Below are 26,661 nucleotides of genomic sequence, written 5' to 3'. Positions count from 1 at the left end.
CCTACTCCATGACATTATTCTGCGCCGGAACATTCGACTTTGCTGTCTCTTCATCCTCACCATACCATTTCATACGGTATTCCCAATGATGCATGAATCCCGCTGCTACATCCGCCATATCTTGTTTTCTTTCAGCCTCTTCATCTGTCAGAATAGAATCATTGAACTTACAGTTAAATTCATATTTAGAAGTGTATAATCCATTGTAAAACGCAAAGCCTGCTACTAAGTCTTCCAGACACGTCTTTAACTTATCTTGTATTGCAGTTACGCGATTATACTTCCTTGACTTTGATGTCTTGATTTCTGTTGCCGTTTTATCGACATATTGCACGTCAGACAGATCTCCGTAAGCCAAACCAACAGAGAACTCAATCTGCCTGTAATACTTTTCCAAACCGTTAATGAATCCTTCTTCTCTTAACTCCGGAGAAAATTCTTTGAAAAGTTCAGCGTCTTTTCCTGCATCAAGTTTAAAACCGCGATATAATCGTTTATTCAGCTTTGCAAGAAAACCTTTACCCTTTCCATTTGCGTTATTTAATGCACGATCATCTACATGTATCGCACGCTCTCCCGATTCAAATTCCCAGTCAAGTCTTGCCCCTTGTACGTCTGCCTTTTTAATACGTTCAACAGCAGATTCAAAAATAGATACCCCGCAAGGAGAATCGTCAATTTTATTTTTTAATGGCACTCTGAAATAGCCAAAATCCATCTCCTTCATACCGTTGTACGTAACATCTTCCGGGTAATTCTCCCATTCTTTCACATATGCAAGTGGGATTTCCATGCCAACCGTACTTGGTGATGTACTCTTATAGGCTTTATTGCGAATCCGGAGATTTCCGCCTCTGATATCATGCCTTTCTGTTCTGATGTAATAATTCGATACGCCACGTCTTTTCACTTGAATAAACATGCAATCATCAGGCTTTCCAGTATCATCAAAGTGAATCGGTATAAACTTATCCGCGGTAACATACTCGACTTTATCAGTCCCTATCGGTTTAATGATAAAAGAGCCAAGCGCAAGTCCATCTTGAAGATTCTCGTTCAAATCTTCAATCGCATTCTGCAGAATCTCATTCATTTTTTCATCGTTGACCGACACTTCCATTTCGTTCAAAACAACATCTGCAAATTCTCTGCAAATCCCCTGTTCAATACGGAGCGATGTGATATAATCACTGTTTTCACACCAAGGTGCATTCCCAGCAACCATTGCATTCCATTCATTTATTTTAACTGACATCTTCTCTGTTAAGGCGACCTCTCCGCCGACCAATCTCTGTACTGTAGTCATCGTGAACATCTGTGTCACCCCCTTAATCCAATTCCATATTTTTTCAATCATCTTCCACCTCTTGTATCAGATATTTCATATCTCGTTCTATCGTGTATTCAAATGCATCCAAACTGTCGATATCTGTACTGCCATCATCCAAGCGTTCGTCTTTGTCCTTTACTTCTTTATCCCATACTGCATCTTCAAAGGCTGTTTCTAAACTTTCACAATCACTCGTAATAAAAAACCGCCCTGCTCCCATAAGCCTGACGGTACATCTGATTCTGTCATTTATTGCTGCTTTTCTTGCCTTGCGAACCGATATCCACGGAAACTTTTTCTCTACTGCATTGCGAATAGAATTGCCAAGTACAGTCTCTGCATTATCGTAGTAAACTCCTTCTACGTTGCAATATCTCACATAATCTCCATGTTTGTCGATAACCGAATATTGATCAATCACTTCCTGTACAAACTCACAAAACAACTTGTCCAGCATATTGCTGTCGATATCCTCATTTTCATCCTTTGCCATGATTCTGCGGGACTTTAGCGCAATCACGCCCCTGTAGTCATCTGTATATCCTCTTGCAACAAAGGAGTGCCCGGACTGGTTTCCACCAAAGTCCAACCCTATTTCGATTGATACAATATCTTCTTTCCGGAATTGCTTTACTTCCGGATCATCTTTCAGCTCATCCACCACTTCACATCGAAACGCATCCGGATTGTCTGCAAACCGTTTATAAATTGCTCCATCTGCCCTCTTCCACAGACCAACAATTAAACGGTCGTAATAAATTGTACCCTCATACTCTTTGCAGAGTTGCTCAACAAATTCTTTCGGAAGAAACGGATTGTCAAAAATCGTATACTTCTGCAGATAAATATCAAGCTCCACATTATCCAGGAACTCTTTTAGCCAATGTGTTGGATGCTCAGGATTGCAACTTCCATCGAAGCAACTATACGGCTTATCAAGACGAGATTTAAGCATTTGAAACACTTCCTTGTTCCACTTTGCCACCTCATCTCCGTAGCAGTATTTAATGGATGCCCCTTGAATCTTTGCCACTTGACTTACCTTTTCTGCGCCAAGGCAATATACAGGCTCTCCACAAACCATTGCTATGTTCTGACTGTTAATTGTTCCGATGAGCTTATCTGTGTAGATTTCTCGCATTGGAGCTAAGACATTTCGCTCGATAGAGCTTTTTGATACTCCGAGGATGACGTTTAGTCCTGGCTTTCCAGCTCTCTCCCGGATTCGAAACGGTATAACGAACGCAGTATCTACATAAGACTTTCCAGAACGCACTGCACCGGACTTAAAATTCCAACGGTGTGTCGCATTTACAATATACTCATTCTGTTTCTTGCTTAACTGCATTGTTCCTCAATTCCTCCAAGATACTGTCTAATCTATCAATTGCTTCATCAGATTCATTCTCTCCTGTTACCGCTTGTTTTCGCGCCTGTTTCAACTCGGTGTCTGCTTTCTGATTTTCTAAATCCATGTCTGATTTATCCGTCTGTCCAACAACTTTCATAATCGCATTATAGGCTTTTACATCTCCCATTGCTGCCTGATTGATGATTGCCATTGTAATGATTTCCTCATAGGTACTTTCTCCTCCGTCTGCAATTAACACATCGGACAGTCCATCAACGTGCGCCTGCATAGTCAAACACCTATTCATTGTATCTCGCATGGCTGCTTTTCTTCTTCTCACTTTCCCCGACTCGATGCCGGCAATTCTTGCTAATTCTCGGCGTTCGCTCGGAGTTCGATTGTTATTTGCATCTTTTATGTTTTCATAATTCGCCACGTCACCACCTTCCAATCTATCAACTTTTTCTATCTCTGGATACAACAGGAATCGAACCTGTGACATATTCACTACGAATGAAGTGCTCTACCACTGAGCTATGCATCCGTATTTTGGTATTAGAAAAGACGCCCTAATGGACGCCTTACATTTGTCTCATCTTCACATCAACTGCCTCTTTCCTGACATTGTGATGCTGGTTCTGATTCTCCGGCCTTACCTTCTCGGTAATGCTGTTGAATTCTTCATTGCTTTTCTTTCTGTTTAACTTCTCTTGATCCTTCTTATCCATTTCCTCACCTCGGATATAGTATGTGAGGAATGAGAGGTTTTATGTATTGGAAAAGCACCCCGGAGGGTGCCTATTTATTATTCTTTTCTTTCCTTTTCTTCCTGAAGGTCAATTGAATATTTATAACTCACGAAGAATAAACGTATACATGTCCCCAACAGAGACACTGAATAAAATACTGCGTACATATACAAGTACGTACAAAGAAGTCCTATTGCTATCAGCTTGCTAATTTCAAATATGAAATCAGATGCTAAAAAAATATATACAATCAAATACCAAACGACACTTAATGCTATAATCATTCCGATAAAATAAAAACTAAATAGAATCCCAATAAGAGAATCGATTTTTCTATCAGAATTTATATTCTTGACTAATTTATTTGTTATTGTACCAGTAAATATAGCCAATCCGCTTATTATGAATCCAAGCATCCCTATTGATGACTCTATCGCAAACATAGTAATATCCTCAAGCAGGGATATATATGTGTCAAACTCACAATGATTGTATACTATACACAATGCCGTTGTTATAATCAAAGAAAAAACAAATGCTAATTTTGATTCTTTTTGATTATATAATTCTTTCCACTTCTTAGTCGATTTCAGTAATGACCAAAAAGTAGTTTTTTTTAATGAAAAATAGTCCTCTACACTTTTATATTTATGCTTCTGCTCCTCCATCATTATCACCAATATCTTTCACTGTTATCAATGTTTTATCTCTCAATAAAATAGATACATTAGTTTTTCCATGTTCCTTAAAAGCTGTTAATGAATCCTTTTCTCTATCTGGTATCGGTATTCTATATGGTGCATCTTTATCGCTATTAACTACTAATCTTTCATTTTTCTTATCTTTTCCCTCAACTACTAAATCCGCATATCCTTTGCCTACTGCGTACAACAGTCTATTGAAAAACTTTGATTTTGTAGCGATTGTGTTCTTTCCTCTTGCAGGAACCTCCATTTTTTGTGTGTACTTAGTCGCTCCAGTTTCTTTAAATTCTTCAACGGAAGGTCCTAATAAATTTCCAAATTCCGATTCATTAGCATTTGGCGGGATTATTGTACAGCTTACTTTTAAAACTCTACTCATATTGTAAATTTTTTGTTTTAATTCCCCTACGTTTTTTTCCAAGATAAGTTCAAAAGACCCCTCTGGAAACTTAGTCTCCAATAATCTTCTAAAATAGACACCAAACTGCAAATACCCTAGTCCTTGTCTAGTAATAAAGGCTATTTCTTCATGAATTACATCGAAATAGAAAGTAGCACTCGAAGCTCTGTCTTCTTCGTAGCTATGTGTCACTGTATCGTTTTTTCTATCATAACTTTCTATTTCCCCATCGTAAATTTTTACCAATCTACCAGTTATCGTCATATCATCTTGAGATTTTATCAAATCGCAGAATTTATATTCTACCGGTTCATCATCTTCTCCATCCTCATATCCATACACATACGATAAATCTGAACTGATTTTAGAAAATACGTCATTTAATATTTTATTTTGCAAGTTTTCATCCTTATATACATTATAAATTTCTGCATTAATATTAAATTTGTAAAAATACATTTGAGCCATATTATTTCCTCCACACACTTACATAAACAAAACCCTATAAACATAATACAAGATTTTTCATCATCATTCAACATGGTGTGACATTTATTTCACGTATGAAGTAAATCCATTATAGAACATCTGTTCTTTTTTGTCTATTGACAAAATCCACAAAAAAGACACCTCACAATCTGTAAGATGTCTTCTCTGTAATATAGGTGTGTTTTGGAATGAAAGTTAGAAATAATTCCAACTTCTCTGATTACCATTTTATCACATTGACTATTCTTTTCAAGTCCTATTTAGTCCTATTTAGTCCTCTTTTGTCCTATTTAGTCCTTTCTTTTATATTTTTAAATGAATAAGTGCATTGCTGTGTATTTTATGCACTCTACTTTTGCTAAGTCCCATTTTTTTGTATATATCTTCCCAATCTTCATACAATTGTAAATATCGCAAATCAAGCACTTTTACTTCGTTCGGGTCTGAAAGTTTTTCTATTTTCTTCCGTATATCCATTCTGATATCTAGTTCCTCGTTTTTCAGGTCCATGTATGTATTTTCTAGTTCATCCAACTTCGCTGCATAATCGGATAGATCTTTATTATCTCCTGCTGCCTTTGGCATACCATCCTGTACGACAGAAGGACAGATTTTAGATAAGCGATATTCATTTACGTCCAATCCCGCTCTCTCTGCTTTTTCACGGATTCTCTTATATGACCACAAATATTCTTTCTTTTTCTCACTCTCCTTTTTGATTTGTTCCTTGTCCACCGGCACCACCTCCCCTTAAGTCTTGCCTCATAAAAATCCGCCACACTACTATACTCTGCCAACTGTTTCCTCTCCTTGCGATGACTGCATGTTGTGTATGCTTTCCGCTGCATGTGCCACTTTGCGGTTTCACTCGGTCCTCGCTTTATAATATCATCAAAGGTATTTTCTTCGTCCAGCTTTGCTTGTTTCCGTGTTCTTCCATAGCTCAAATTATCACCTCCCTATCAGCAACAGATTTTCTTTCTCGCACTGAGTACCAGTCTTGAATAATACGACTGGCTTACCCCTATGATATTGCTCTTTCTTGTTCCATTTCTTTTTCAGGAGAAACCGGTTATTATGCGCGCAACTCTTTTCTCCTTTCTGCAGGCAGGTATGTTACCTACTGTATCGTTTCATAAATCTGTTTTTTGTCATTCCACTGTACTGCGACAGGGTTTCCACAATTGAGACATGCAATATCAAACATATCTGCATCCATATTTGTCAAATATTCAAAATAGCTTCCACATTCGCACTTCAAGCGTATCTTTTTCAGTGCCTCTTGAAACGGCGTATCTGCTCCGCACTCGAAACAGTGATGCCCTTTGATTTCTTTGTTCGAATTAAATGCCTTCACAGTACCACATTCCGAACATTTCATGTATAGGAATCCTTTTCCAGAATACGTTTCAGCTTCTGCCGGTTCATCCTCTATGACTTCCTTTTCTTCCTGCTCAGGAACGATTGCCTCCGGCTTTTTCTTCTTTTGGCCGACATTCTTTCTCTTGTCCTGATATTCCTTCGAAATTCCGAGAAGCATAATCGCAAGCTTATTAAATACTGCCTCTGCAATCTCTTGGTTTTCAATATCCAACGAAACATTTCTTCCTGTTGCTGAAATTCTAATTTTCATTCTCTTGATTCCTCCTTAATCCGCTTTATCCTTGCTTTCAAACTCTGCATCACGTAATTCTGCACATCATCTTTTCGTTCCAGCGCCTGTACTACGTCTTCGTCTCTTGTGCCGTCACATACCAACTGGTGAATGATTACCTTCTCCGTTTGCCCCTGCCTGTGCAGCCTTTTATTTGCCTGGGTGTACAGTTCGTAATTCCAGGTAAGACCAAACCAGATTACATGGTTTCCTCCATGCTGTAGGTTCAAACCATAGGCACTGCTTGCCGGGTGCGTCAGAAGGATATCAATTTCACGATTGTTCCAGTCATCCTCATCCTGTGTGGTCTTTAACTCTCTTACGCGTAACCCTGTCTTTGCAAGCGCCTTTAAGATCCGCTCCTTATCATGCTGGAAATTATAAAACACTAATGCTGGTTTCCCCTGAAGAGATTCCACCAGTTCCATGAATGCCTCAATCTTGCAGTTATGGATTTCATGCACGTTTCGATCCTCGTCATAAATCGCACCGTTTCCAAGCTGCAGAAGTTTATTGCTCAACGCCGCTGCACTCGTCACACTGATTTCCTCTTCATCCTCCGGAAGTGCCAGCACCATTTTTCTCTCCAGTTCCTGATATGCCTTTCTTGCTTTTGTATCCAGGGTAACGATTACTGGATGGTATGTCACATCCGGAAGCTGCAGATAATCCTCTGCCTTCATGCTGATGCAGATGTCGGAAATGATTTTCAGGATGCTTTCCTCGCTCCCCTGCTTTGCCTTGTAGTTATATACCACATTGTTCCCACGTTCTCCCGGATCAAAATACCGTTCCCGGAACTGTGTATATCTTTTTCCGAGTCGTTCACCTCCGTCTAACAGATAGATCTGTGCCCACAGGTCGTCAAGTCCGTTCGGGGATGGGGTTCCCGTAAGCTCTACAAGACGGTTGATCCTTGTTCCCACACCTGCAAGTGCTTTGAACCGTTTTGCTTTATGGCTCTTAAAGCTGCTGGATTCATCGATCACCACCATGTCAAACGGCCAGCTGTTCCGGTAATAATCCACTAACCACACTACATTCTCCCTGTTGGTGATGTAGATGTCTGCCGGTGTGTTCAGTGCACGGATGCGTTTTGTCTGACTTCCAAGTACCTGAGATACCCTCAGCATCTGCGTGTGCTCCCATTTATCTTTTTCCTTGGACCATGTTCCTTCGGCCACTTTCTTCGGTGCGATCACAAGCACTTTCCGTACTTCAAACCGGTTATATTTCAATTCCTTCACGGCCGTTAATGTTGTGATCGTTTTTCCCAGTCCCATATCGAGAAATAACCCGATTTTTTTTATCTCGATGATCTTTTCAATACAATGTTTCTGATAGCCGTGTGGTTTAAACTCCATCTGTTTTCACCCCTTTGTATTTTCCGGAAAGCAGAATGCTCACTTGCGGATATCCGTATTTCCCGAAAAATTTGATCAATCCGGTTATCCCCTTTACTACTTCCACCGTTTGACCAAGTTCTCTCAGCCTTTTCGCCTGTACAGTCTGCAGGTTCGTAAGCACGCCTGTGTCCGTTTTCAATTCCACAAACACCGGGGGTTTTTTCGGGAATATTACAATCCGGTCCGGTACCCCGCTGTTGCCGGGACTGACAAACTTATATGCTTTACCTCCCAACTTCTTCACTTCTGCCACCAATATCTTCTCGATCTCTTTCTCTAACATTTTCGCACCTCCTGCAACATCTACAACCTCGCACGCGTATGTGTACTCTCTATTAGGCGCGTTAGGTAATACATATAGCGTACGTGTACTCTTTATTTTTATATTTTTATTTTTTATAAAAAGTTTGTTGACATTGTTTACATATATTTATAAATGTTGTATTTCTGCGGTTTTTCGTGTCAACATCTTTGCAACAATCCTGTTAACATGTGAACAAACTCGTGATTTTTCTAATTTTTTGCATTTTTTATCCCTTTGTTGACAATTTCAGACTTTGTATACAGGTGTCATTCTACATTGTTGACACCCTTTCAAACCCTCTTTGAGTTCCGTAAAAGCCATATCTCTGCGAAGACCGGTTCCTTTTCCATCCTGATATTCCAGATAAAATATTATTGATCTCCATACTGTCTCTTTTTCCCATGTACTTGATATCACTTCCAAAACATTCCTGCCAAATCTCTGCAGCACATACTTTTTCCCGGTCTACCAGAACCTGTTTTTCTGCTGTCTGCATCCCTCCCTGGAGGTACTGCCGCCTCTGCAATAGGTTCATGCTATTCCAGTCTGCTGGGATTTTTCTATCCAAAAATTCCCTTATTACACCTTCTTTTGCAAAAGACTCCCTGTGTTTTTCCTGCTGTTCTTCTGCCAGTTTTTCAATCTCTTTCGGTAAAAATAAGTCTTCCCCCATTGCCCAGTACATATAGGCTTCTGCCCATATCTGATCCACTTCCAAAGGGAGTTGCTGCCATACTGATTTCTTTGCTTTATGTTCTCCTACATCTACCGGCCAGAACCTTCTGTTCCCCGTGGAATCCTTTAAAAACTCGCTGTCGTTGCTTGTACCGAAGAATACGCACCGTCTTGGATATTTATTCGTTGTACGGCCATAAGCGGCCCTATAGATATCATGCGTCTTGCTCAGAAACTGTTTGACCGCACTAGTCTCCTGCTTCGTCATCGCCGTCAGTTCCCCGACCTCATTGATCCAAGTTCCCTGTATCAGCTCCGCCGACTCTTTTCCTTCGAAACTTGTGAGGGAATCAGAAAACCACTCTCTTCCAAGGATTGCAAGAAATGTACTCTTTCCAATCCCCTGCGGTCCGGCAAAAATCGGCATATAATCATACTTCACGCCGCCTAAGATTCCCCTTGCCACTGCAGCACACAATGATTTCCGTATTACTGCGCGCGTATAGAGGTTATCGTCAGCCCCAAGATAATCTGAAAGAAGCGTATCCACCCGCTTCACACCGTCCCATTTGAGACTTATCAGGTATTCCTTCACCTCATTGACTTTGTTCTGGCTGCTGACGATCAGAAGACCATTGTCCAGCTTTTCCTTGCCTGTAATCCCGTAAAACGTCTCCATATAACGATAATATCCGGCATAGTCCACATCTTCCCACCTCCGCTTTCCCTCTCTCTGGTTCCACGGAAGGCTCCCGCGCACCATGCCGCAGCTTGCAAACTCATCTGTCACAATCTTTCCTTTCAAAAAAGGGTCATTCTCCAGGATCATGGTCACGTTATTGATTGTTTTTTCAATCCTGTTATTTCCGTCTCTTGTAAGTCTTAAGACCCAGTCCACGTTTTCGTCCTCCGCCGGATTCATGCCGGAGACTTCTTTTGCCTGTTCAAACTTTTCTTTTACAACAAGACCGGACACTGTCTTGTCTTCCCTTGCAAGTTTTGACATCGCTTGAAAAGAAGGAAGCTTATTCACCGGAGTTGCCTCTTTTGCTTCTTTATCCCTGTCAGAGAACATGTGTAGCCTAATCAAATCAAACGCATTCACAAGCTGTCCGGAACATGGATCCGTTGCATGATGGGAATATAAGAACAGATCGCCATCGTACAGGATCGCCCCGCCTGTTGTGGATCCACCAGTGTATGTATATCTCCCAGGAATATCCGTTGTCTCATACATGCCAGGGATAAATTTCTCCATTGCCTGCGTGACCGTATAAGTGCGGCAGAACGCCCCAATGATTCCTTTTTTCTCTAGCGGGTTCTCCTGCCTTGCAAGTCTTCTGCGCTCGATCGCATCACTTCCCGGTACCTGCGGCCACTCGCTCACGCACTTCCAGTCCTGATACATCCCGAGCAATCCGTCCAGACTGCAGAACGGATGGTCATAACTCTTACAGATATACTCCCCATCACTGCAACAACTTGGCCAGTACATCAGCCGGCTTGCGTCAAATGTCGTTGGATCACAGAACTCGATCCCGATCAGCGCTGCTGCTTTTCTTGCTGCCGGCTCATATTCATCAGAGGTAGCTGTCCTGTCTAATGGGATCAGCACCCTCAGTCTTGGCGCATATCCTGTATGTTTCCTTGTACTGTAGACTGCAGCCGCACATCCAAGCCCTGATACTCTTTTCAATATTTCATCAGTCTGTCCTGCGGGGATATTATCCATATCCAAAGTCAAAATATCCCTTCCTTGTACATAAGAGCTCTTTCTCCTGTCATTGATAAAGGTGCCGCCTACGAATCCTCCTACATCCTTCAATTCCGCCTGCTGGCTTTTCCCCAGCGCCAGATATTCCTCCATTGTTTCAGAACTTCTCACCGGATTTTCCAGACGGTCCACAAAATCAGACCACATGATTTCATTCTTCGGCCAGTACGTTGCCTTTCTGGTTCCGGCCGTGCTGATCCATAATTTTCTATTGTAATCCATCTGTTTCCTCCTAGTCTTTCATATAATAACTGCTTTCAAATCCGGCTCCCTTTAAGAGCAACCCCCGGTGCCCAGCTGATTGGTTCCGCCATCAAGTCACAGATTTGTTCCGCCGTTACTTCCATCGGCGCATCAATGATAACCTCGTCATGTACGTGGAATACGACCTGCAAGCCTAATTGCTCAATCCTTCTGAGGGTTTCAGCTAAACAGTCCCTTGCGATTGCCTGCACGATATTTTCCGTCATTTTTCCTCCATAAGTAGATGCCACTTCCCATTTTTTTGTCTGCTGTCCGACTGTATAATAATGGATTGCCATCTTTCCGAACTGATTTTCCTTTAAGAACGGTTTCGGATAAAAAAGTTTTCGCCCACTTGGCAATTGTACTGTCAGGAAGCTCTGTCCATACATCAGCTCTCCCTCATACCGGAAAATCAAACCGTTGATGCCCTGTGGCTGAGCCGTCTGCATCGTTGTAAGCGCTGCCTGTTCCACCGCATACCACAAATCTCGGATTCTCGGATTCGCATTTCTCCATCTCTGCACAATATCCGGAAGCTCCTCTTCTGCCAGTCCCATGTTCAATGCTCCCATCGCGATCAGCGCAGCTGTTCCTCCCTGGTATCCAAGCGCAAGTGTCGCAACCTTCCCTTTTTGTCTCAGACTGTACTCAGGGTTTCCTTTTACAATCTTTTCAATCGGTACATGGAACATCTGAGATGCTGTTGCTTCATAAATCTTTCCGTGAGTAGCAAATACTTCGTTTACCCACTGTTCCCCTGCAAGCCATGCGATCACGCGTGCCTCAATCGCAGAGAAATCGGCAACTACAAATTTATGTCCCTTCGATGGGATAAAGGCTGTTCTGATCAGTTGGGAAAGCGTGTCCGGAACATTTCCATACAAGAACCTTATCCCGTCATAATTCTTTTCCTTTACAAGTTGCCTTGCATAGTCCAATGTCTTCAAATAATTTCTTGGAAGATTCTGTAACTGCACAAGCCGTCCCGCCCATCTTCCGGTTCGATTCGCCCCATAATACTGTGTCAGACCGCGTACGCGCTCATCTGCACCCTTGGCCGTTTCCATCGCCACATATTTCTTGATAGATGTTTTCCCAAGCTGCTGACGAATCTCAAGAACTCGCCTTATTTCTTTTGGGAGATCGTTTCTTTCCAAAAGCATGGAGACATCTTCTTTCCGCAGTCCCGGAAGTTCCACATCCATCTCTAAGCTGTCTGAAAGTTCTTTTTCCACCCATACTTTCAACTGTGCTGTACTGTTTGGATTCTGCAGTCCTGTAATATTGATCGCCTCTTCTGTCAGCTCCGCACTGCTCACTCCGTCTATCGTCAGGGCTCCTTCAATCAGTTTCGAATCCACGCGCACACCAAAGGCGTTCATCCGGATATCCTGCTGCCATAACTCCTGTTCTTCTTCCGGAACCGGAAAATAATTCAGGCGTTTTAATATTGCACGCTCTGTTACCACGTCCTGTTTGCAGTATTCCTTGAACAATTCCCATTTCTCCGGTGCATGTCTCGGGAGATTCCATGTCCGATTTCCATTGCTCTTTGTCGGTTTACATGGAACGCAGAAGTACCGGATCAATGCTTTTCCGGTTGTCAGTTTCTGCTTGTCCTGCGGAAGTCCGATTGCCTTTCCGGTCGCATCCAGTCCGGCTGTGTAACCACAATACAGTCCATGTATCATAGTACATCTCCACTGTTCTAATGGTGTCTCGTAACCGGCACGATTCAGGCAATACCATTCAAACGCTGCATTGTATGCATGTTTTACAACAGCCACATCTTTCAGCATCAGCTGTACATTTTCCGGGATCTGCTCTCCCTGTGCCAAATCCACAAGCTCAACTTCTCCATCATCCATCTGATAAGCAAACAATAACACTTCAAAATCTTCTGACTGTGCATATCTGTACAATCCGGCTTTTCCGATATCCACGCTGCTCTTTGTTTCAATGTCTATACTCAAATGCCTTAACATCTGCGTCCCTCCTGTTACGAAAAGGGGCATACGCCCCTAAATATCCTACATTGGTAATCCGGTAATCGGATTTATTGTAGGTTGTGTCTGCTGATATTGCTGCGTTTCTTGCGCTGCAGTCTGCTGAGGTGCAGGTGCTCCAAAAGCTTGTGAAGCTGTCGGTGCACTTCCTCCTAATGCTTCTCCATCTGCAAGCTTCTGCACCGGACCTAGTCCGCATCCGATTCCTTTCTTGCCTCCGAATGCATATGGGAAGAAATTCACATTCACTCTTGCATAGATACCACTGTAAATCTCTGACTGATTGATAATCGGATTCAGATTCGCGTCTACAACTTCCGGTGGATAATCAGCTTTTGCACTTGCAGTGAATACCCAGTGTCCTTTGCATTCCGGACCAAATGCCATCCCGTCTGATGGTCTCACTCCATCTCCGTCGTATACCGGAGTCGGAACGATTGGAGGACACACTCCGTTCCATTTATCTGAAACCCCTCTCTGCTTAGCAGCTTCAATTGCTGCATTGATCCGGTTCATCGTATCCATATCTGTCTTTGGTACCAAGATGGTTACCTGAAATTTTTCTTCCTGTCCCGGCTGATACGCGTATGGTTTGAATACATGTACATATGATAATCTTACTTTTCCTGTTGTTACGTTTGTTAAATTTTCCATGATTATTGCTCCTCCTGAAATGCCTTTTCGGCTGTGATTTTATTTGTAATTGCTTCTCGTTTATCGGACTCCTTCACAAGGGTCGGCTTGCCTGGATTTTTTATGACCATACTGCCCACCATCTCTGTAAAATCTTTCTTCCCGATTGTCTTTTCTACCTGTGCAAGTGTTAATGCTTTCTTTTCGTACAGAATTTCTTCTGCAATTCCTTTTTCCTTCAACACTTCAAATGCTGCCTCCATATCGGTCCATTCTCTGGATCCTCTTCCCTCTACTGCCTTCCATCCTGCTACTTCGTTTCCCGCAAGGCATTCTTTCAGTGCATGTTCTTTTAAGTCTGAAAGCCACTTTGCCACATCTTCCCCGGTGGAAAGATATTTTCCCATTTCCTCATTACTGATCAGCGGCGGAAGTTTTCCTTTATCCTGGCTAAAAGCCAGCTTTACGTTTTCTTCTGCCCTTGCCCTGCACTGTGCTTTTGCCCTGCAGAACCGACACTGTTTTTCTCCTGGGCAGAACTCTCCCTCTCCATTGATTGCCAGTTTCGCACGATCCTTTACATATTCTGCAAATTCAAGTAATTCCCCTAATGAACATTCCCATTCTGAAATACTGTCTAGCCTAGGCTGAATGATCACAAGATGGATGCTCCGAATGTCGTATAAGAAACTGTACGCCTGATATGCGCCGAGCGCATACAGCATCATCTGTGGATTTTCTTCTGCGCTAACCGGCACCCCTTTTCCATACTTGAGGTCAATTACGTGCAACGTATTACCACTTAACAGGATGCAGTCTGCAGTTCCAAATCCATCCGGAACATACTGACTAAAATCCACCCGCTTTTCAATCGCCGAATAAGGCTCTGCCGGAAATGAAAGCGCAAGCGTTTTAATGTAATCCTTATAGATTTCTGTATAACCGTCCATTTCATCCTGCCACAGCTCTTCGGTTTTCAGCTTTTTAACCTCGGCGTTATATTTCCGTTTTCCAAACTCTTTTGTCTGAAAATAATGTCTCAGTTTCATCTCGGCCAGCTCATGTGCCAGGGTTCCTTCTTTGGCCGCGTCTGATGTGGTATCCGGAAACTGTTCTTCCAGTCTTGCACTCGGAGTGCACAGGAGCCATCGATGTGCTCCCGACGCACTTAAGACCGCATGTGTTCTCTCCTGATGGCTCATTAGATCTGCGCCCCCATTCCGCGAAGTCCTGTCGCAAAGTTCCCATAATGTTCCGGTGAAAGCTCCATCAAAGATGCTACTCCGAAGCTTTGGATCAGCTGCATAAGCTGCGCCTGCATCCCCTTGTCCATCAGCTGCATGGCTGCCTTAGACAGATCATCTCTTGTATACGTCGGTTCAGATGTCGGTACTGCTGCAGGTGCCTGCACTGACTGTGCTGATGCTTGTACTGGTACTGAAGGAGTTGGTACGGTCCCCGTTGTGTTCTGCTGTGGAACGGATGCATTCCCCCAAGGAGCTTCTTCCGTACTCTGCTGTTTGTGTACGGCTTGTCCGACAGCTGCCCCGTCCATTTGTACAGATTTTCCTCCCATTGCAACTGCCAGCTGCATAAGTGCCTCTGATAATTCTTTTAATCCTGGTACATTGATTGTTACTTCTAAACTCATTTACGTTTCCTCTCTTTCTTATATGTATGGTTAATTGTTACTATTTCTCTCTCTTAAAAATTTGCCAAGAAGTACCTCTCCAGCGTTTCCTTCAAATTCCCCACTTGATAACTTACTTAAAAATGCTAAAGAATCAATAAATGAATCTGCCTCCGCCTTACTCATTGTTCTAGAAATTGATGCGTGAAAATTTTTCAAAATCTCGAGTGTTTCACACCAAATAGTCTCCAAGTCACCGGATATCTTTAACTCCATTGCTTCATTTTTTTGTATTCTGCTTTAATCAATTGACTTTTCCTCCAAAATCCTCTACAATTTAATTGGTTTATTATCCGAGTACCCGAGCTTGCCGGCTCACGTGGGTGCTCTTTTTTAGAATCCCATTGTAGTTAAAAACGTAAGACATCTTCCAACCACCATTCCAAATCCAAAGATCGTAGCCACAACTGCTATGATTGCATATATCTTGCAGCATAACTCGGCTTTCAGCTTGTCCTTCTTTTCCTGTCGTATCTTTTTCAGCATTGCTTGATTTCTCTTCTCTAACATCTCATTACTCTCAAGCAGTTCATGACAATATGTAATCGCCTCCTGAATCTCCTTCATCTGCTCCTCTGTTCTAATTTCTTCCATCTTTCCTTCTCCTTTTCTTTGCTCTATTCTATTTGTGCAATTTTTTGCTGATATCCACACAATTCCATAAGTTCACTTGGCTTGAAATCAGGAAGATATTTCCTTGCATTTTTATCTTTTAATAATTTCCCATATTTTATATAATCCATAAACGCATACACATTAATCATTGTGTCTAAAATTACGTATGGGCTATATCTTCCTTTTTCAATTTCACTTTGCATACCTCTGACCTTTTCATCTACAAAAGCCCTAGATACTTGAAATTCCTCAATGAGTTGCTTTTTTCTCATATACGGATACCCTCTTATCTGCTCCATGTATAGCATCTTGTCCACCTCCTATCCCGCTTTCTTTCCCTGCTACCAATCTCACATCACATTCAGCATATTCATCTGTGATTTTTGTAAGTGTCAGATTTGCCTTTGCTGAATTTTCCGGCTCTTCATAAATGCCCCTCTCCGTGCTATTGGGCTTTTGCTTCTCTAGCATCGTATCATCTAAATGCTTTTCTTGATTTTCTGTATCTTGAATATCTGTAACAAGTATTCGAAAAGATTCTGTAATAAAATTTCTTATGGAATCTCTTTCTTTTCTTCGAGTACACTTTCGCAATCTCAAAGTTTCATCAAGCATAGCCTGACATAAGAAAGACACTGCGTTATCTTTTGTATAATTCAAAACCACCGCGTCATTCGACATTTTATAACCACTCATTCTTCTCACCTCCTACTCTAAGAAATACTCAATGCTTGTCTCATTATGCAGTTTCATACATAGATTCAGAACTTGCATATCGCATGGCTGAAAATTTATTGTCTACACCGAAGAAATAGACTCTCTTATAGCATTTGCTTCATAATTGATAATCGGAATATTATGCTCTTCATCCATCTCTGCAAGAAAATTCCCGTCAAAGTCCCAGTATTGTATCACCTCACGTACTGGGTCTTTTTCTGTCCCCAATCCTCTTTTCGCTCTTGTTTCGATAACCTGAATAACTTTGGCACTTTTTGCTCCATCTGGTCTAATCACTTCTATCACTCCCCTTTCTCTTCTAGTTCAAATGTTATATGTTGCATTTTTTATAAAATAATCACATACTTTTTATAAACCGTTTATTGACTTAGACAATATTTTGTGCATAAACGTATGTTTTGTACTTTATATTGTTTTTTTACTACTTTTATATTGACTTTCTACATATTGTGGTCTACCATAATTATCAGAACAAGTATTCGAATAATTATGAAAGGTGGTGATACCATGAACATGACACCAGTATCATCTTCCAATATTTCCAGTATTGGATACGAAAACGGAACACTCTATGTTGCATTTAATCGTGGCGGATTATATGCCTATTCTGGAGTGCCAGAATCTGTTTATCGTGGTCTTATGTCTGCTTCTTCGCACGGTAGTTATTTAGCTTCCCATGTGAAAGGTGTTTATCCATATAGACGTATCGGTTAATCAATAATGATTAAGATTTCAGCTGGACCGTTTATGTTGATTTTTTTATCAGTATGCGGTTCGGCGTATTCTGTTCTAACGCCTTCACGCTTTTTCAACTCTTCAACTAGTTCAACCGTTTTAACACTTTTTAGTAAGTCCATCTCTCTCACTCTCCTTTCATTCTTTCCACTGCATATAATTCATTCATTGTAATTTCAAGCGCATCTGCAATTGCAAGTGCATCACATGGCTTAATTATTTTTCGCCCATTCAGCATATCGCTGAATTGTTGTTTGCTAAATCCTGCTTTATTCGCTACAGCACATTGTTTCATTCCTCTGTCGTTAATAATGCGAATTATATTTTGAGGAAGTACGAGATTATAATCCCTGACACTCATCTTTTCACCTCCAAAACTCATTTCTCGAACTTTAATTATATGATAATCGAGTTTCGAGTTTTTATCAATACTTAAAAATAAAAAAAGTTTGAGTTTTGAAAACTTTTATATTGATAGATTGATATTTATGTGCTATTCTCTATTTATAAGGAGGTGCAAGATATGTCTTTACATGATAGAATTAAAGAGGCTAGAAAAAATAAAGGAATTACTCAGGAGCAATTAGGCTCTCTTATTGGTGTTGCAAAAACAACTATTACTGGTTACGAAAAAAATCGAGAACCAACAGCGGCAAAGGTCGGAGAAATTGCAGATGCGCTTGATGTAGATGCGAATTTTTTATATCAAGATGAAATGAGAGAACTGAAACATAAAGACAAAACAACCATCGAGGAATTTGAAAATATCATAAAAAAATACCGTGCTCTCGATGACCACGGCAAAGAAATGGTAGATTTCACACTTCAAAAAGAGTGGGAGCGTTCTACTGATTTAATAGAAAAAAATAACATCGTTAAGCTCACACAACATCTAAAAGTCGAAGCTGCACACAATGACTTTGCCGATGACGAAGAACAACAGAAATTAATGAAAGAAGATTTAGACGAACTGTAGAGGTGAGAAAGATGAATGTATATGAACAGCTACTATCTTCATCTGATGAAAATATCATCGTTATAGAAAAACAATTTAAGTCAAAAGCAAAGGGATTATGTAAAGGAAATAAAATCGGAATAAGTGCAGATATTGATAATTCTATCGAAAAAGCCTGTGTCCTCGCAGAAGAACTTGGACACCATTACACTACCGTTGGAAATATTGTCGACATGACAGATGCTCAGAATCGGAAACAGGAACGTCAAGCAAGATTATGGGCTTATAACAAACAAATAGGATTGGCTGGCATCATCCGAGCTTTTGAAGCTGGTTGCCAAGATATGCACGAAATTGCCGAATACTTGGAAGTGACCGAAGAATTTTTACATGAAGCAATTGAGTGCTATCGCAATAAATACGGTGTCTACACAACACTAGATAATTATGTAATTTATTTTATTCCCAACTTAACTGTTGGAGAAAGAGTTTAATGATATAACCGCTACGGCGTTATATAAAGGGGTGGTTCCCCTAAAGATGTGAGCTAAAGAGAAAGAGAGGAAACAAAATATGAGATGTCCAAAATGTGGTGGAGAACACTGCCAAGTTATTTCCGAAACAACATCAAAAGGTAAAGATTTTTCAGCTGGAAAAGGTTGTTGCGGAGCGGTCTTATTGGGACCAATAGGAATTTTATGTGGAGCCTGTGGGAAAGGAAAGCAAATTAACTCAACAAACTATTGGGTTTGCCAAGATTGTGGCAATAAATTTAAAGTATGACAACTAAAGAACATTATTGGATAAAGTCAATGGAATGGTGCAAAAAATACTGTGGGTGTCACCAAATGCCTAATCGCAGCTTTTTTATAAAAGGGTATCAATTACCTATTTGCGCTAGATGCACCGGAATTGCATTAGGGCATCTAATCGCTCTTATTGTAATGCCTTTTCATACTTTTAGTTTTAAAATAGCTGTATTGATTTTACCACTTGCCGTTGATGGTACTGTGCAGTACTTTACAAATTATGAATCCAATAACTTAAAACGCATTATAACCGGTTTTCTATATGGTTTTGCTTTCATGTCTTTTGTTGTAAAATTAATAAGAAATATTGAATTAATATAACTAAAAACCGCCCGGTACGCCAATACCGAACGGTCTCTATACATCCGAAGATGTACTCTTATTCTGAACAAATATATTGTATCATCTTCGGAGACACCCGTCAACGGAACATATTTTCGTTGGGTGTTATTTTTATACATTTTTAAAGAAAGGAAGATGATTTTTATGTGGTCAGAGCAACAACCAAATGGAAAGGTAAAATTTGTGGAGCGATACAGAAACCCACTTACAGGAAAGGAGAATAAAGTATCTGTTACAATGGAAAAAGATACTCGAAGCGCACGAAAACAGGCAGAGGGAATTTTACAGGAACGCATATCAGAAAAACTTTCTAGTAGCCTAACAAGAGAATATTCGAAAAATCTCACTGTAGCAGATCTGACAAAGGCGTATATTGCCGAACAAGAAAAAACATTGAAGAAATCAACGTGCCGAAGAAACACATTTACCGCAAAGGCTATGGAAAAGAAGTTAGGCGCAGACACACTATTAACGAGTTTAAGTGCCCCATTCATTAAAGACAGGTTACTAGTAGCTGATGAGGAAAATAGCACCATAAACGAGCGTATGAAGCGGTTCAAGTCTATTCTACGTTGGGGTTACAACAATGATTTTATAGATGATATTGCTTATCTGGAAAAACTTACACCTCTTCCAGACAGAACGTACAGAGAAAAAATCGAGGATAAATTTTTGGAAACAGATGAGTACATCTCCCTTGTGAAAGGCATGAATGTTGTAATTTGGAAGCTGCTTACGAAATTTTTAGCTTTATCAGGTATCCGGATCGGGGAAGCAATTGCATTAGAAGCAAAAGATATTGATTTCAAAGAAAGGCTGATACACATTACAAAGACATATGATTCAAATAATCTTGTTTCGAGCCTACCTAAATCAGAAGCATCCTTTCGTGATGTTTACATGCAAGATGAATTGTATGCTGTTTGCCGAGAAATACGAGAATATATGCTTTGTCAGCAAATGACAGAAGGTTACAGGACAGGATTATTCATGTCATCTACAAGAGGTGAGCATTACATACAATATTATACATACAACTCATACTTAAAAGAAAATGGGTTACGAATACTCGGAAGAAAGAAAATTACACCTCACATTTTAAGACACACACATACCTGTATGCTGGCAGAACGCAATGTACCACTTGAAACTATTACAAGAAGGCTAGGACACGAAGACAGTCAAATCACAAAAGCTGTTTATCTTCATGTAACAAAAAAGATTCGGCAGAATGATTATGAACAGATTGCAAAAATAAAAATAATGTAAATGCCCTCTTTTCTGCCCCTTTTCTAATTTTAAGCAAAGAAAAAACTGCTAAATCCCTTGATTTTAAAGGATAGTAGCAGTTATATTAAATGACTCCAAGGGGAATCGAACCCCTGATTCCAGCGTGAGAGGCTAGCGTCTTAACCGCTTGACCATGGAGCCGTATCACTCGTACTTGTATATTATAACGTATTACCGCCAAATATACAAGTACTTTTTTAATTTTTTTCAATTACTTAATCATCGTGATATATCCTTGCACAAAGATAAACAATACTACCAACGGTAAAATATAGGTCAAATAGAACTTAAACACCTTTCCACCCGGGAATTTAATTCCTTCTCCAGTATTGGCTTCCTTCAGGAAGTTATCCCATCCCCATCCGTATCTTGTCACACAGAACAACAGATACACAAGCGAACCGAGCGGAAGCAGGTTGTTGCTTACAAGAAAATCTTCTATATCCATGATATTTTTTCCACCAATTTGGAAAGCTGCCCAGTCTGTCATACCAAGCACACACGGAAGTCCTAAAATGATCAGTAAAATTCCGTTTAGCAATGTCGCTTTTTTCAATGACCATCCCCAAAGATCTCTGGTACATGTAATAATATTTTGGAACACTGCAATAACCGTAGACAATGCTGCAAATGTCATGAACAAGAAGAACAGGGCTCCCCATACACGTCCTCCCGCCATCTCATTGAATACGTTCGGCAGTGTAATAAATACGAGTCCCGGCCCTTCCCCCGGATTGATTCCGAATGCAAAACATGCCGGGAAAATTATCAGTCCCGCCATAATCGCAACAGATGTATCTAAAATTGTTACACTGATTGCTTCGCCTGTCAGCGCTCGCTCTTTTCCAATATAACTTCCAAAGATTGCCAATGCCCCGATTCCGATACTCAGAGTAAAAAATGATTGTCCCATCGCCGCAAACACAGTCGTTCCAATTCCAGCTTCTTTGATCTTGGACACATCCGGTTTCAGATAGAACTCCAACCCTTCCATTGCATTTGGCAATGTCAATGCTCTCACTACAAGCACGAGCATAATAAAGAACAAACTGACCATCATTGCTTTTGTGATTTTTTCCACACCTTTTTCTAATCCAAGGGAACACACTGCAAGTCCAAGCAATGAGATAATGACCATCCAGAAAATCATCTCGTTGCGGTTCGATGTAAGCGTTCCAAAAATATTGGCAATCTTCTCTGAGTCAGCCCCAACAAACTCACCTTTTAGCATCTTAAAGAAATATGCAAGCATCCAGCCTCCTACTGTTGTGTAAAACATCATCAGAAGAAAATTCCCTGCGATTGCAAAATATTTGTGAATATGCCATTTGCTTCCTTTTGGTTCCAATACCTCATATGATAGGGCAACACTTTTCTGACTAGCACGTCCGACTGCAAATTCCATAATAATAATCGGCAATCCAAGAACCAATAAGAAAAACAAATAAATCAGTACAAATGCGCCCCCACCATACTGTCCTGTAATATAAGGGAATCTCCACACATTCCCAAGTCCAATTGCACAGCCCGCCGAAATGAGGATAAACCCAAGTCTCGACGAAAACTTTTCTCTCTTTTCCATATTTACTTTTCCCTTTCTACTCTTCTGTCTTTTCTTCTGACACCTCTAAACTCAGTTTCTCCGGATGTTCCATCAGAGACGAAATATGCTCAGGAGATACCATAATCTGAAGCGCCTGCTTTTCGTTGTGAATCTGCACAAAATCATGCTGACCACCAAATTCTCCATCCAGTGTCCACGGAATTTCTTCTAATGATTCAAATGTAATATGATTTGTCTTGAATGTATACATATGTTTTGTATCAATCTGCTCAATCAGAAGCGCTGCTACAATTTCCTGAAGTTCCAACGCATTCTTTGGGCTTTTGATCAAGGTCACTTCAAATTCCCCATCGTCAAACACTACATGCTTTCCGATGATATTGCGGAAACCACCGACAGATCTTGAGTTTGTCACCATACCATACACAAAGTTTTCTTCAATCACCTGATCCTCATATGTCACCTTCACATGATAGGACGGAATGTTATACAGCCGTTTCACACCTTCAAGCACATATGCCAGATGACCAAGCACATTCTTTACGTTCTGTTTTGTCTGATACGATACATCTGTAAACAGTCCAAATGCAGCTATATACACAAATATATCGTCATTAAATCTTCCAATGTCACACGCAAATGGTGCCCCATTGACAGACGTGTGCGCTGCCATCAAAATATCCTTCGGAATATGCAGACTGTTTGCAAAGTCATTCGTCGTTCCAGTCGGAATATAGCCTATAGGAATCTTATGTTCCCTCTGCATCATCCCTGTTACGACTTCATCAATAGTACCATCACCACCGCTGCACACAACAAGCTGGTATTCTTCTTCTAGTTCACATACTTTTTTATATGCATCGCGGTAGCTCTGTGTAGGATAAATTGTAATCTCATATCCAGACTTCACAAAAATGTCCACAATATCGGATACTTTTGGTCTCAACAAGCCCTTTCCGGCATTTGGATTATATACAAATAACAATTTCTTCATGATTCGTACCTCCTCCTACTGTCATGGTGTTAAAAAAGAGCATTCTCATGCTCTTTTTCACCTTATTGTTTACTTAAGTACTCTTCAATCGCACTTGCTGCCTCTTGTTCATCTTTTCCGTCTGTTACAACAGTAACCGCTTCACCATCTGAAATATTTAAAGACATCATACCCATAATACTTTTTGCATTGATCTTTTTCTGTTCCAAAATTTCAATGTATACATTACTTTCAAACTGGCTTGCTTTTTGTACGAGCATCGCAATCGGGCGTGCATCCAGTCCACCTACACAGTTAACAGTTACTTCTCTCCTAATCATAATTGTCCTCCTTGTTTTCCCTAAGCTTTTCTGCTATGTTACTGAGCTTTCTAAGCCTGTGGTTCACCCCTGATTTCCCTAGTGGTACAATCAGTAAATCTCCAAGCTCCTTCAATGTTGCCTCTGGATATTGCAGCCTTACTTTTGCGATTTCTTCTAGTCCCTCCGGCAACTCTTCTAAGCCTACTGTATTTTTTATATATGTAATATCTTCCACCTGTTTGACCGCGGCAGATACGGTTTTATGAATATTGGCAGTCTCACAATTCACCTTTCGATTCACTGTGTTTCTCATATCCTTTAGAATCCGTATATTTTCAAATTCCATCAATGCAACCGACGCTTCCATGACATTTAAAAGATTAGCAATCTGAGCTCCCTCTTTTAAATATACAACATGGTTTTTTTTTCGGATAACAACTTTTACCTCAATCTCAAATGCATGAATGACAGACTTAAGCTGGTCTGCTCTCTTCCCTGACACACACACAATTTCCAAGTGGTATCCTTTTGCCGGGTTACTCATGGATCCAGCTGCCAAAAACGCCCCTCTGATAAACGCTCTTTTGCAGCAACTTTGCCGTAACAGCAAATTTCTGGAAATCGAAAATTCCTCTGATATTTCTCCTGCTCCATTCATCAATTTAGTCGCCTGAAGTACTTTGATTGCGCTCTCGTGTTTTTTTATAATGACTGTATAATAAATACTTCCATTTGATTTATTTCTCGCGACAGAATTTTCAGTATCTATATTAAATGTTTTTCTCAATAATGTAAAGTATTTTCTGGCAACAGATACATTTTCTGTTCTCACTTTAATCGAATATTTTTCCCTACTATCAATTGCAACCTTGCCGCACATACTGATAATTGCCGCCAGTTCCGCGATTTGACAATGTCTGGCATCGGACCATTGTCTGGCAAGTTCTTCTTTTATTTTTCCGGAAAAAGACATTTCCTGTCTTTCATTATAATTTTCTTTTTGCATCCTTCTCAATATCCCGATGTTCTATTTTTATTCCATAATCTTCATCTTCGCAAAGTTTTTCATACAATTCATTTGCCAGTGTCACAGACCTATGCTTTCCTCCTGTACATCCTATGGCAATTACTAGTTGATGTTTTCCTTCTATAATATAGTTCGGAATTAAAAATCGAACCATATCCTCAAGCTTTTCCAAAAACTGAATTGATTTTTCATTCTTCATCACAAATTCCCGAATTTCCTTATCATTTCCAGTCTTTGGACGCATCTCTTCTAAGTAATATGGATTTGGCAGAAACCGAACGTCAAATACCAAATCCGCATCGTTTGGAATACCATACTTAAATCCAAATGACAGCACAGTCACATAAAGATTCTTAAACTCTTTATTTTCCACAAAAATCTTGTTCAATTCAACCTTCAATTCGCGCGTGAGCAGTCGGCTCGTATCTATTATATAGTCCGCTTTCTGTCTCAGCTGGTCTACATAGACACGCTCTTTTTGAATTCCTTTATCAACTCTTCCGTCTCCCGCTAGCGGATGATTTCTTCTCGTCTCCTTATAGCGTTTGATCAATACGTCGTCGCTCGCATCCAAAAACAGAATCTCATAATCCATTCCACTTTTCTTAAATCCTTCTAAAATGCATTCCAATTCAGGGAACTTCTGTCCACTTCTGATATCAATTCCAAGAGCAATCTTATTAATCTCTGAATTCGGAACACGCAACAGTTCTGCCAGCTTTGGGACAAGCGGTACGGGCAAATTATCTACACAAAAATATCCCACATCCTCAAGCATCTTTAACGCTGTACTTTTTCCTGCCCCTGACATTCCTGTCACAATTATAAATCTCATTCTTTAAAATTCTCCCAACTTCTTTACTTCCGGCTCTAATTTAACGCCGAACTCTGTCTGTACTCTTTCTATAATCTGTCTCATCAACTCTACGATATCGGCTGCTGTGGCATTCTCCTTATTGATCACAAAACCACAATGTTTTTCAGAAACCTGTGCTCCTCCGACCTGAAATCCACGAAGTCCTGCATCTGCAATCAATTTTCCCGCAAAATATCCTTCCGGTCGCTTAAATGTACTTCCTGCACTCGGGTACTCAAGCGGCTGCTTTGTTGTTCTTTGCACTTTCAGTTCGTTCATCCTTTCTCGGATCTCCATTTGATCCCCTTTCTTCAGTTCTACTTTCGCTGACAGTACAACATATCCTTTTTTCGCGACAATACTTGTCCGATACCCAAGCTCCAACTCTTCTTTTTTCAGAACTCGTACCTCGTTGTTTTCATCTAAAACAGTCACCTCTGTCAAAATGTCTTTCATCTCTCCGCCATAGGCTCCTGCATTCATAAACACAGCGCCACCCATCGTTCCTGGGATGCCGGATGCAAACTCAAATCCTGCAAGCCCTGCATCCAGTGCCGCACTTCCTACTTTGGATAACAATGCACCTGCCTGCACTTTCAAGAAGTTCCCTTCCACGCAAATCTCATTCATCTTCTTGCAAATCTCAATGATTACACCCCGATATCCCTTGTCACTAACTAAAAGATTGCTTCCATTTCCCAAAATATAATATGGCATTCTTTCTTCTTTGCACAAACAAATGACATTCCTGATTTCCTCTTCAGTCTTTGGAACTACAAAATAGTCTGCGTTACCGCCTATGCGGAATGTCGTATGTTTCCTCATCGGTTCATCCTTATATATACGTTTTTCTTCTATATATTCTGTCAATTTATCATAAAAATTCAAATTCATTCTCTATTCTCCATACACTTCTATGTGTTCATTTATATACCTGTTTCATCATACAACAAACCTCCTACAAATTCAACGGGCACTTGCAAAATCCGTCAAAATGCGGTATATTAATTCCAATATGTAAAT

At 40.5% G+C, this 26,661-nt stretch carries 33 protein-coding genes, 2 tRNA genes and 1 pseudogene; 6 read left to right on the top strand and 30 right to left on the bottom strand.

Going from position 1 to position 26,661, the window contains the following annotated elements; all coding sequences use genetic code 11:
- Position 1: 1 nt before the first annotated feature.
- From ACTQXY_RS03960 to ACTQXY_RS03860, 21 genes and pseudogenes are all read right to left on the bottom strand, one after another.
- A complete protein-coding gene (locus tag ACTQXY_RS03960; RefSeq protein ID WP_270608683.1) occupies positions 2-1,357 on the bottom strand; it encodes a phage capsid protein in 1,356 nt (451 codons plus the stop codon).
- Positions 1,350-2,678, bottom strand: a complete 1,329-nt coding sequence (locus tag ACTQXY_RS03955; RefSeq protein ID WP_441658371.1) for a phage terminase large subunit — start codon at positions 2,676-2,678, stop codon at positions 1,350-1,352. Before ACTQXY_RS03955 ends, ACTQXY_RS03960 begins: the two co-directional genes overlap by 8 nt.
- Positions 2,653-3,117, bottom strand: coding sequence for a hypothetical protein (locus ACTQXY_RS03950; protein ID WP_441658370.1), 465 nt, complete (start codon positions 3,115-3,117; stop codon positions 2,653-2,655). The genes ACTQXY_RS03955 and ACTQXY_RS03950 overlap by 26 nt, the downstream gene beginning before the upstream one ends.
- Positions 3,118-3,153: 36 nt before the next feature.
- Positions 3,154-3,225, bottom strand: a tRNA-Thr gene (locus tag ACTQXY_RS03945).
- 37 nt (positions 3,226-3,262) lie between these two features.
- Complete coding sequence (locus ACTQXY_RS03940) at positions 3,263-3,409, bottom strand: hypothetical protein (RefSeq protein WP_441658369.1); 147 nt, start codon at positions 3,407-3,409, stop codon at positions 3,263-3,265.
- A 77-nt stretch (positions 3,410-3,486) separates the two neighbouring features.
- Positions 3,487-4,098 carry a hypothetical protein gene (locus ACTQXY_RS03935; protein WP_441658368.1) on the bottom strand — a complete coding sequence of 204 codons (612 nt, stop codon included), beginning with the start codon at positions 4,096-4,098 and terminating at the stop codon, positions 3,487-3,489.
- Positions 4,079-5,002: a DUF4747 family protein gene (locus tag ACTQXY_RS03930; protein WP_441658367.1), complete on the bottom strand. Its 924-nt coding sequence runs from the start codon at positions 5,000-5,002 to the stop codon at positions 4,079-4,081. The genes ACTQXY_RS03935 and ACTQXY_RS03930 overlap by 20 nt, the downstream gene beginning before the upstream one ends.
- A gap of 324 nt (positions 5,003-5,326) precedes the next feature.
- Entirely contained in the window at positions 5,327-5,758 is a 432-nt protein-coding gene (locus ACTQXY_RS03925; RefSeq protein WP_441658366.1) for a hypothetical protein, read from the bottom strand.
- Positions 5,759-6,143: 385 nt separating this feature from the next.
- Entirely contained in the window at positions 6,144-6,656 is a 513-nt protein-coding gene (locus tag ACTQXY_RS03920) for a hypothetical protein (RefSeq protein WP_441658365.1), read from the bottom strand.
- A complete protein-coding gene (locus ACTQXY_RS03915) occupies positions 6,653-8,041 on the bottom strand; it encodes an SNF2-related protein (protein WP_441658364.1) in 1,389 nt (462 codons plus the stop codon). Before ACTQXY_RS03915 ends, ACTQXY_RS03920 begins: the two co-directional genes overlap by 4 nt.
- Entirely contained in the window at positions 8,031-8,366 is a 336-nt protein-coding gene (locus ACTQXY_RS03910) for a VRR-NUC domain-containing protein (protein WP_441658363.1), read from the bottom strand. Before ACTQXY_RS03910 ends, ACTQXY_RS03915 begins: the two co-directional genes overlap by 11 nt.
- Positions 8,367-8,658: 292 nt before the next feature.
- Complete coding sequence (locus ACTQXY_RS03905; protein WP_441658362.1) at positions 8,659-11,058, bottom strand: VapE domain-containing protein; 2,400 nt, start codon at positions 11,056-11,058, stop codon at positions 8,659-8,661.
- 10 nt (positions 11,059-11,068) lie between these two features.
- A pseudogene (locus ACTQXY_RS03900) lies at positions 11,069-13,067 on the bottom strand (DNA polymerase).
- A gap of 45 nt (positions 13,068-13,112) precedes the next feature.
- Positions 13,113-13,742 (bottom strand): ssDNA-binding protein, encoded by a 630-nt coding sequence (locus tag ACTQXY_RS03895; RefSeq protein ID WP_441658361.1) that lies wholly within the window; start codon positions 13,740-13,742, stop codon positions 13,113-13,115.
- 2 nt (positions 13,743-13,744) lie between these two features.
- On the bottom strand, positions 13,745-14,923 hold the full coding sequence (locus ACTQXY_RS03890; RefSeq protein WP_441658360.1) for a DUF2800 domain-containing protein: 1,179 nt from the start codon (positions 14,921-14,923) through the stop codon (positions 13,745-13,747).
- Positions 14,923-15,372, bottom strand: coding sequence for a hypothetical protein (locus tag ACTQXY_RS03885; RefSeq protein WP_441658359.1), 450 nt, complete (start codon positions 15,370-15,372; stop codon positions 14,923-14,925). The genes ACTQXY_RS03890 and ACTQXY_RS03885 overlap by 1 nt, the downstream gene beginning before the upstream one ends.
- Before the next feature lie 30 nt (positions 15,373-15,402).
- The gene (locus tag ACTQXY_RS03880; protein ID WP_441658358.1) at positions 15,403-15,627 is read right to left on the bottom strand and encodes a hypothetical protein; all 225 of its coding nucleotides are present in this window, start codon (positions 15,625-15,627) and stop codon (positions 15,403-15,405) included.
- A gap of 117 nt (positions 15,628-15,744) precedes the next feature.
- Positions 15,745-16,005, bottom strand: a complete 261-nt coding sequence (locus tag ACTQXY_RS03875; protein ID WP_441658357.1) for a hypothetical protein — start codon at positions 16,003-16,005, stop codon at positions 15,745-15,747.
- A gap of 23 nt (positions 16,006-16,028) precedes the next feature.
- Complete coding sequence (locus ACTQXY_RS03870; RefSeq protein ID WP_441658356.1) at positions 16,029-16,298, bottom strand: hypothetical protein; 270 nt, start codon at positions 16,296-16,298, stop codon at positions 16,029-16,031.
- Positions 16,276-16,722, bottom strand: a complete 447-nt coding sequence (locus ACTQXY_RS03865) for a hypothetical protein (protein WP_441658355.1) — start codon at positions 16,720-16,722, stop codon at positions 16,276-16,278. The genes ACTQXY_RS03870 and ACTQXY_RS03865 overlap by 23 nt, the downstream gene beginning before the upstream one ends.
- Before the next feature lie 102 nt (positions 16,723-16,824).
- The gene (locus ACTQXY_RS03860; protein WP_441658354.1) at positions 16,825-17,049 is read right to left on the bottom strand and encodes a carboxypeptidase; all 225 of its coding nucleotides are present in this window, start codon (positions 17,047-17,049) and stop codon (positions 16,825-16,827) included.
- A 222-nt stretch (positions 17,050-17,271) separates the two neighbouring features.
- On the opposite strand from ACTQXY_RS03860, the gene ACTQXY_RS03855 reads away from it, so the two are divergent.
- Positions 17,272-17,478: a KTSC domain-containing protein gene (locus tag ACTQXY_RS03855; protein WP_441658353.1), complete on the top strand. Its 207-nt coding sequence runs from the start codon at positions 17,272-17,274 to the stop codon at positions 17,476-17,478.
- On the opposite strand, the gene ACTQXY_RS03850 is transcribed toward ACTQXY_RS03855, so the two are convergent.
- Together ACTQXY_RS03850 and ACTQXY_RS03845 are read right to left on the bottom strand one after the other, a co-directional pair.
- Complete coding sequence (locus tag ACTQXY_RS03850; protein ID WP_441658352.1) at positions 17,475-17,621, bottom strand: BC1881 family protein; 147 nt, start codon at positions 17,619-17,621, stop codon at positions 17,475-17,477. The genes ACTQXY_RS03855 and ACTQXY_RS03850 overlap by 4 nt on opposite strands.
- Positions 17,622-17,626: 5 nt before the next feature.
- Positions 17,627-17,860, bottom strand: coding sequence for a helix-turn-helix domain-containing protein (locus ACTQXY_RS03845; RefSeq protein WP_441658351.1), 234 nt, complete (start codon positions 17,858-17,860; stop codon positions 17,627-17,629).
- A gap of 162 nt (positions 17,861-18,022) precedes the next feature.
- On the opposite strand from ACTQXY_RS03845, the gene ACTQXY_RS03840 reads away from it, so the two are divergent.
- The 5 genes from ACTQXY_RS03840 to ACTQXY_RS03820 all read left to right on the top strand — a co-directional run bounded on the left by ACTQXY_RS03840 (position 18,023) and on the right by ACTQXY_RS03820 (position 20,874).
- Positions 18,023-18,475, top strand: coding sequence for a helix-turn-helix domain-containing protein (locus tag ACTQXY_RS03840; protein ID WP_441658350.1), 453 nt, complete (start codon positions 18,023-18,025; stop codon positions 18,473-18,475).
- 11 nt (positions 18,476-18,486) lie between these two features.
- Positions 18,487-18,948, top strand: a complete 462-nt coding sequence (locus tag ACTQXY_RS03835) for an ImmA/IrrE family metallo-endopeptidase (protein WP_441658349.1) — start codon at positions 18,487-18,489, stop codon at positions 18,946-18,948.
- Positions 18,949-19,027: 79 nt separating this feature from the next.
- A complete protein-coding gene (locus tag ACTQXY_RS03830; RefSeq protein ID WP_441658348.1) occupies positions 19,028-19,237 on the top strand; it encodes a hypothetical protein in 210 nt (69 codons plus the stop codon).
- A 29-nt stretch (positions 19,238-19,266) separates the two neighbouring features.
- Positions 19,267-19,584, top strand: a complete 318-nt coding sequence (locus ACTQXY_RS03825) for a DUF2085 domain-containing protein (RefSeq protein WP_441658347.1) — start codon at positions 19,267-19,269, stop codon at positions 19,582-19,584.
- A 165-nt stretch (positions 19,585-19,749) separates the two neighbouring features.
- The gene (locus ACTQXY_RS03820) at positions 19,750-20,874 is read left to right on the top strand and encodes a tyrosine-type recombinase/integrase (protein WP_441658346.1); all 1,125 of its coding nucleotides are present in this window, start codon (positions 19,750-19,752) and stop codon (positions 20,872-20,874) included.
- A gap of 90 nt (positions 20,875-20,964) precedes the next feature.
- Here the strand turns inward: ACTQXY_RS03820 and ACTQXY_RS03815 are convergent.
- The 7 genes from ACTQXY_RS03815 to murB all read right to left on the bottom strand — a co-directional run bounded on the left by ACTQXY_RS03815 (position 20,965) and on the right by murB (position 26,532).
- Positions 20,965-21,036, bottom strand: a tRNA-Glu gene (locus tag ACTQXY_RS03815).
- A gap of 70 nt (positions 21,037-21,106) precedes the next feature.
- Entirely contained in the window at positions 21,107-22,477 is a 1,371-nt protein-coding gene (locus ACTQXY_RS03810) for a sodium-dependent transporter (protein WP_441658345.1), read from the bottom strand.
- A gap of 16 nt (positions 22,478-22,493) precedes the next feature.
- On the bottom strand, positions 22,494-23,453 hold the full coding sequence (locus ACTQXY_RS03805; protein ID WP_441658344.1) for a YegS/Rv2252/BmrU family lipid kinase: 960 nt from the start codon (positions 23,451-23,453) through the stop codon (positions 22,494-22,496).
- A gap of 62 nt (positions 23,454-23,515) precedes the next feature.
- The gene (locus ACTQXY_RS03800) at positions 23,516-23,773 is read right to left on the bottom strand and encodes an HPr family phosphocarrier protein (protein WP_441658343.1); all 258 of its coding nucleotides are present in this window, start codon (positions 23,771-23,773) and stop codon (positions 23,516-23,518) included.
- A complete protein-coding gene (whiA, locus tag ACTQXY_RS03795) occupies positions 23,766-24,728 on the bottom strand; it encodes a DNA-binding protein WhiA (protein WP_441658387.1) in 963 nt (320 codons plus the stop codon). Before whiA ends, ACTQXY_RS03800 begins: the two co-directional genes overlap by 8 nt.
- A 13-nt stretch (positions 24,729-24,741) precedes the next feature.
- Entirely contained in the window at positions 24,742-25,617 is an 876-nt protein-coding gene (gene rapZ / locus ACTQXY_RS03790; protein ID WP_441658342.1) for an RNase adapter RapZ, read from the bottom strand.
- Positions 25,618-25,620: 3 nt separating this feature from the next.
- Positions 25,621-26,532 carry a UDP-N-acetylmuramate dehydrogenase gene (gene murB / locus ACTQXY_RS03785; RefSeq protein WP_441658341.1) on the bottom strand — a complete coding sequence of 304 codons (912 nt, stop codon included), beginning with the start codon at positions 26,530-26,532 and terminating at the stop codon, positions 25,621-25,623.
- Positions 26,533-26,661 lie beyond the last annotated feature (129 nt).

Origin of the sequence: Faecalimonas sp. LCP19S3_D12 (assembly GCF_052121495.1) — a bacterium.
Classification (GTDB): Bacteria; Bacillota; Clostridia; order Lachnospirales; family Lachnospiraceae; genus Faecalimonas.
Note: the sequence above shows the minus strand (reverse complement) of the source record. Positions and strands in the feature narration are given on the sequence as shown.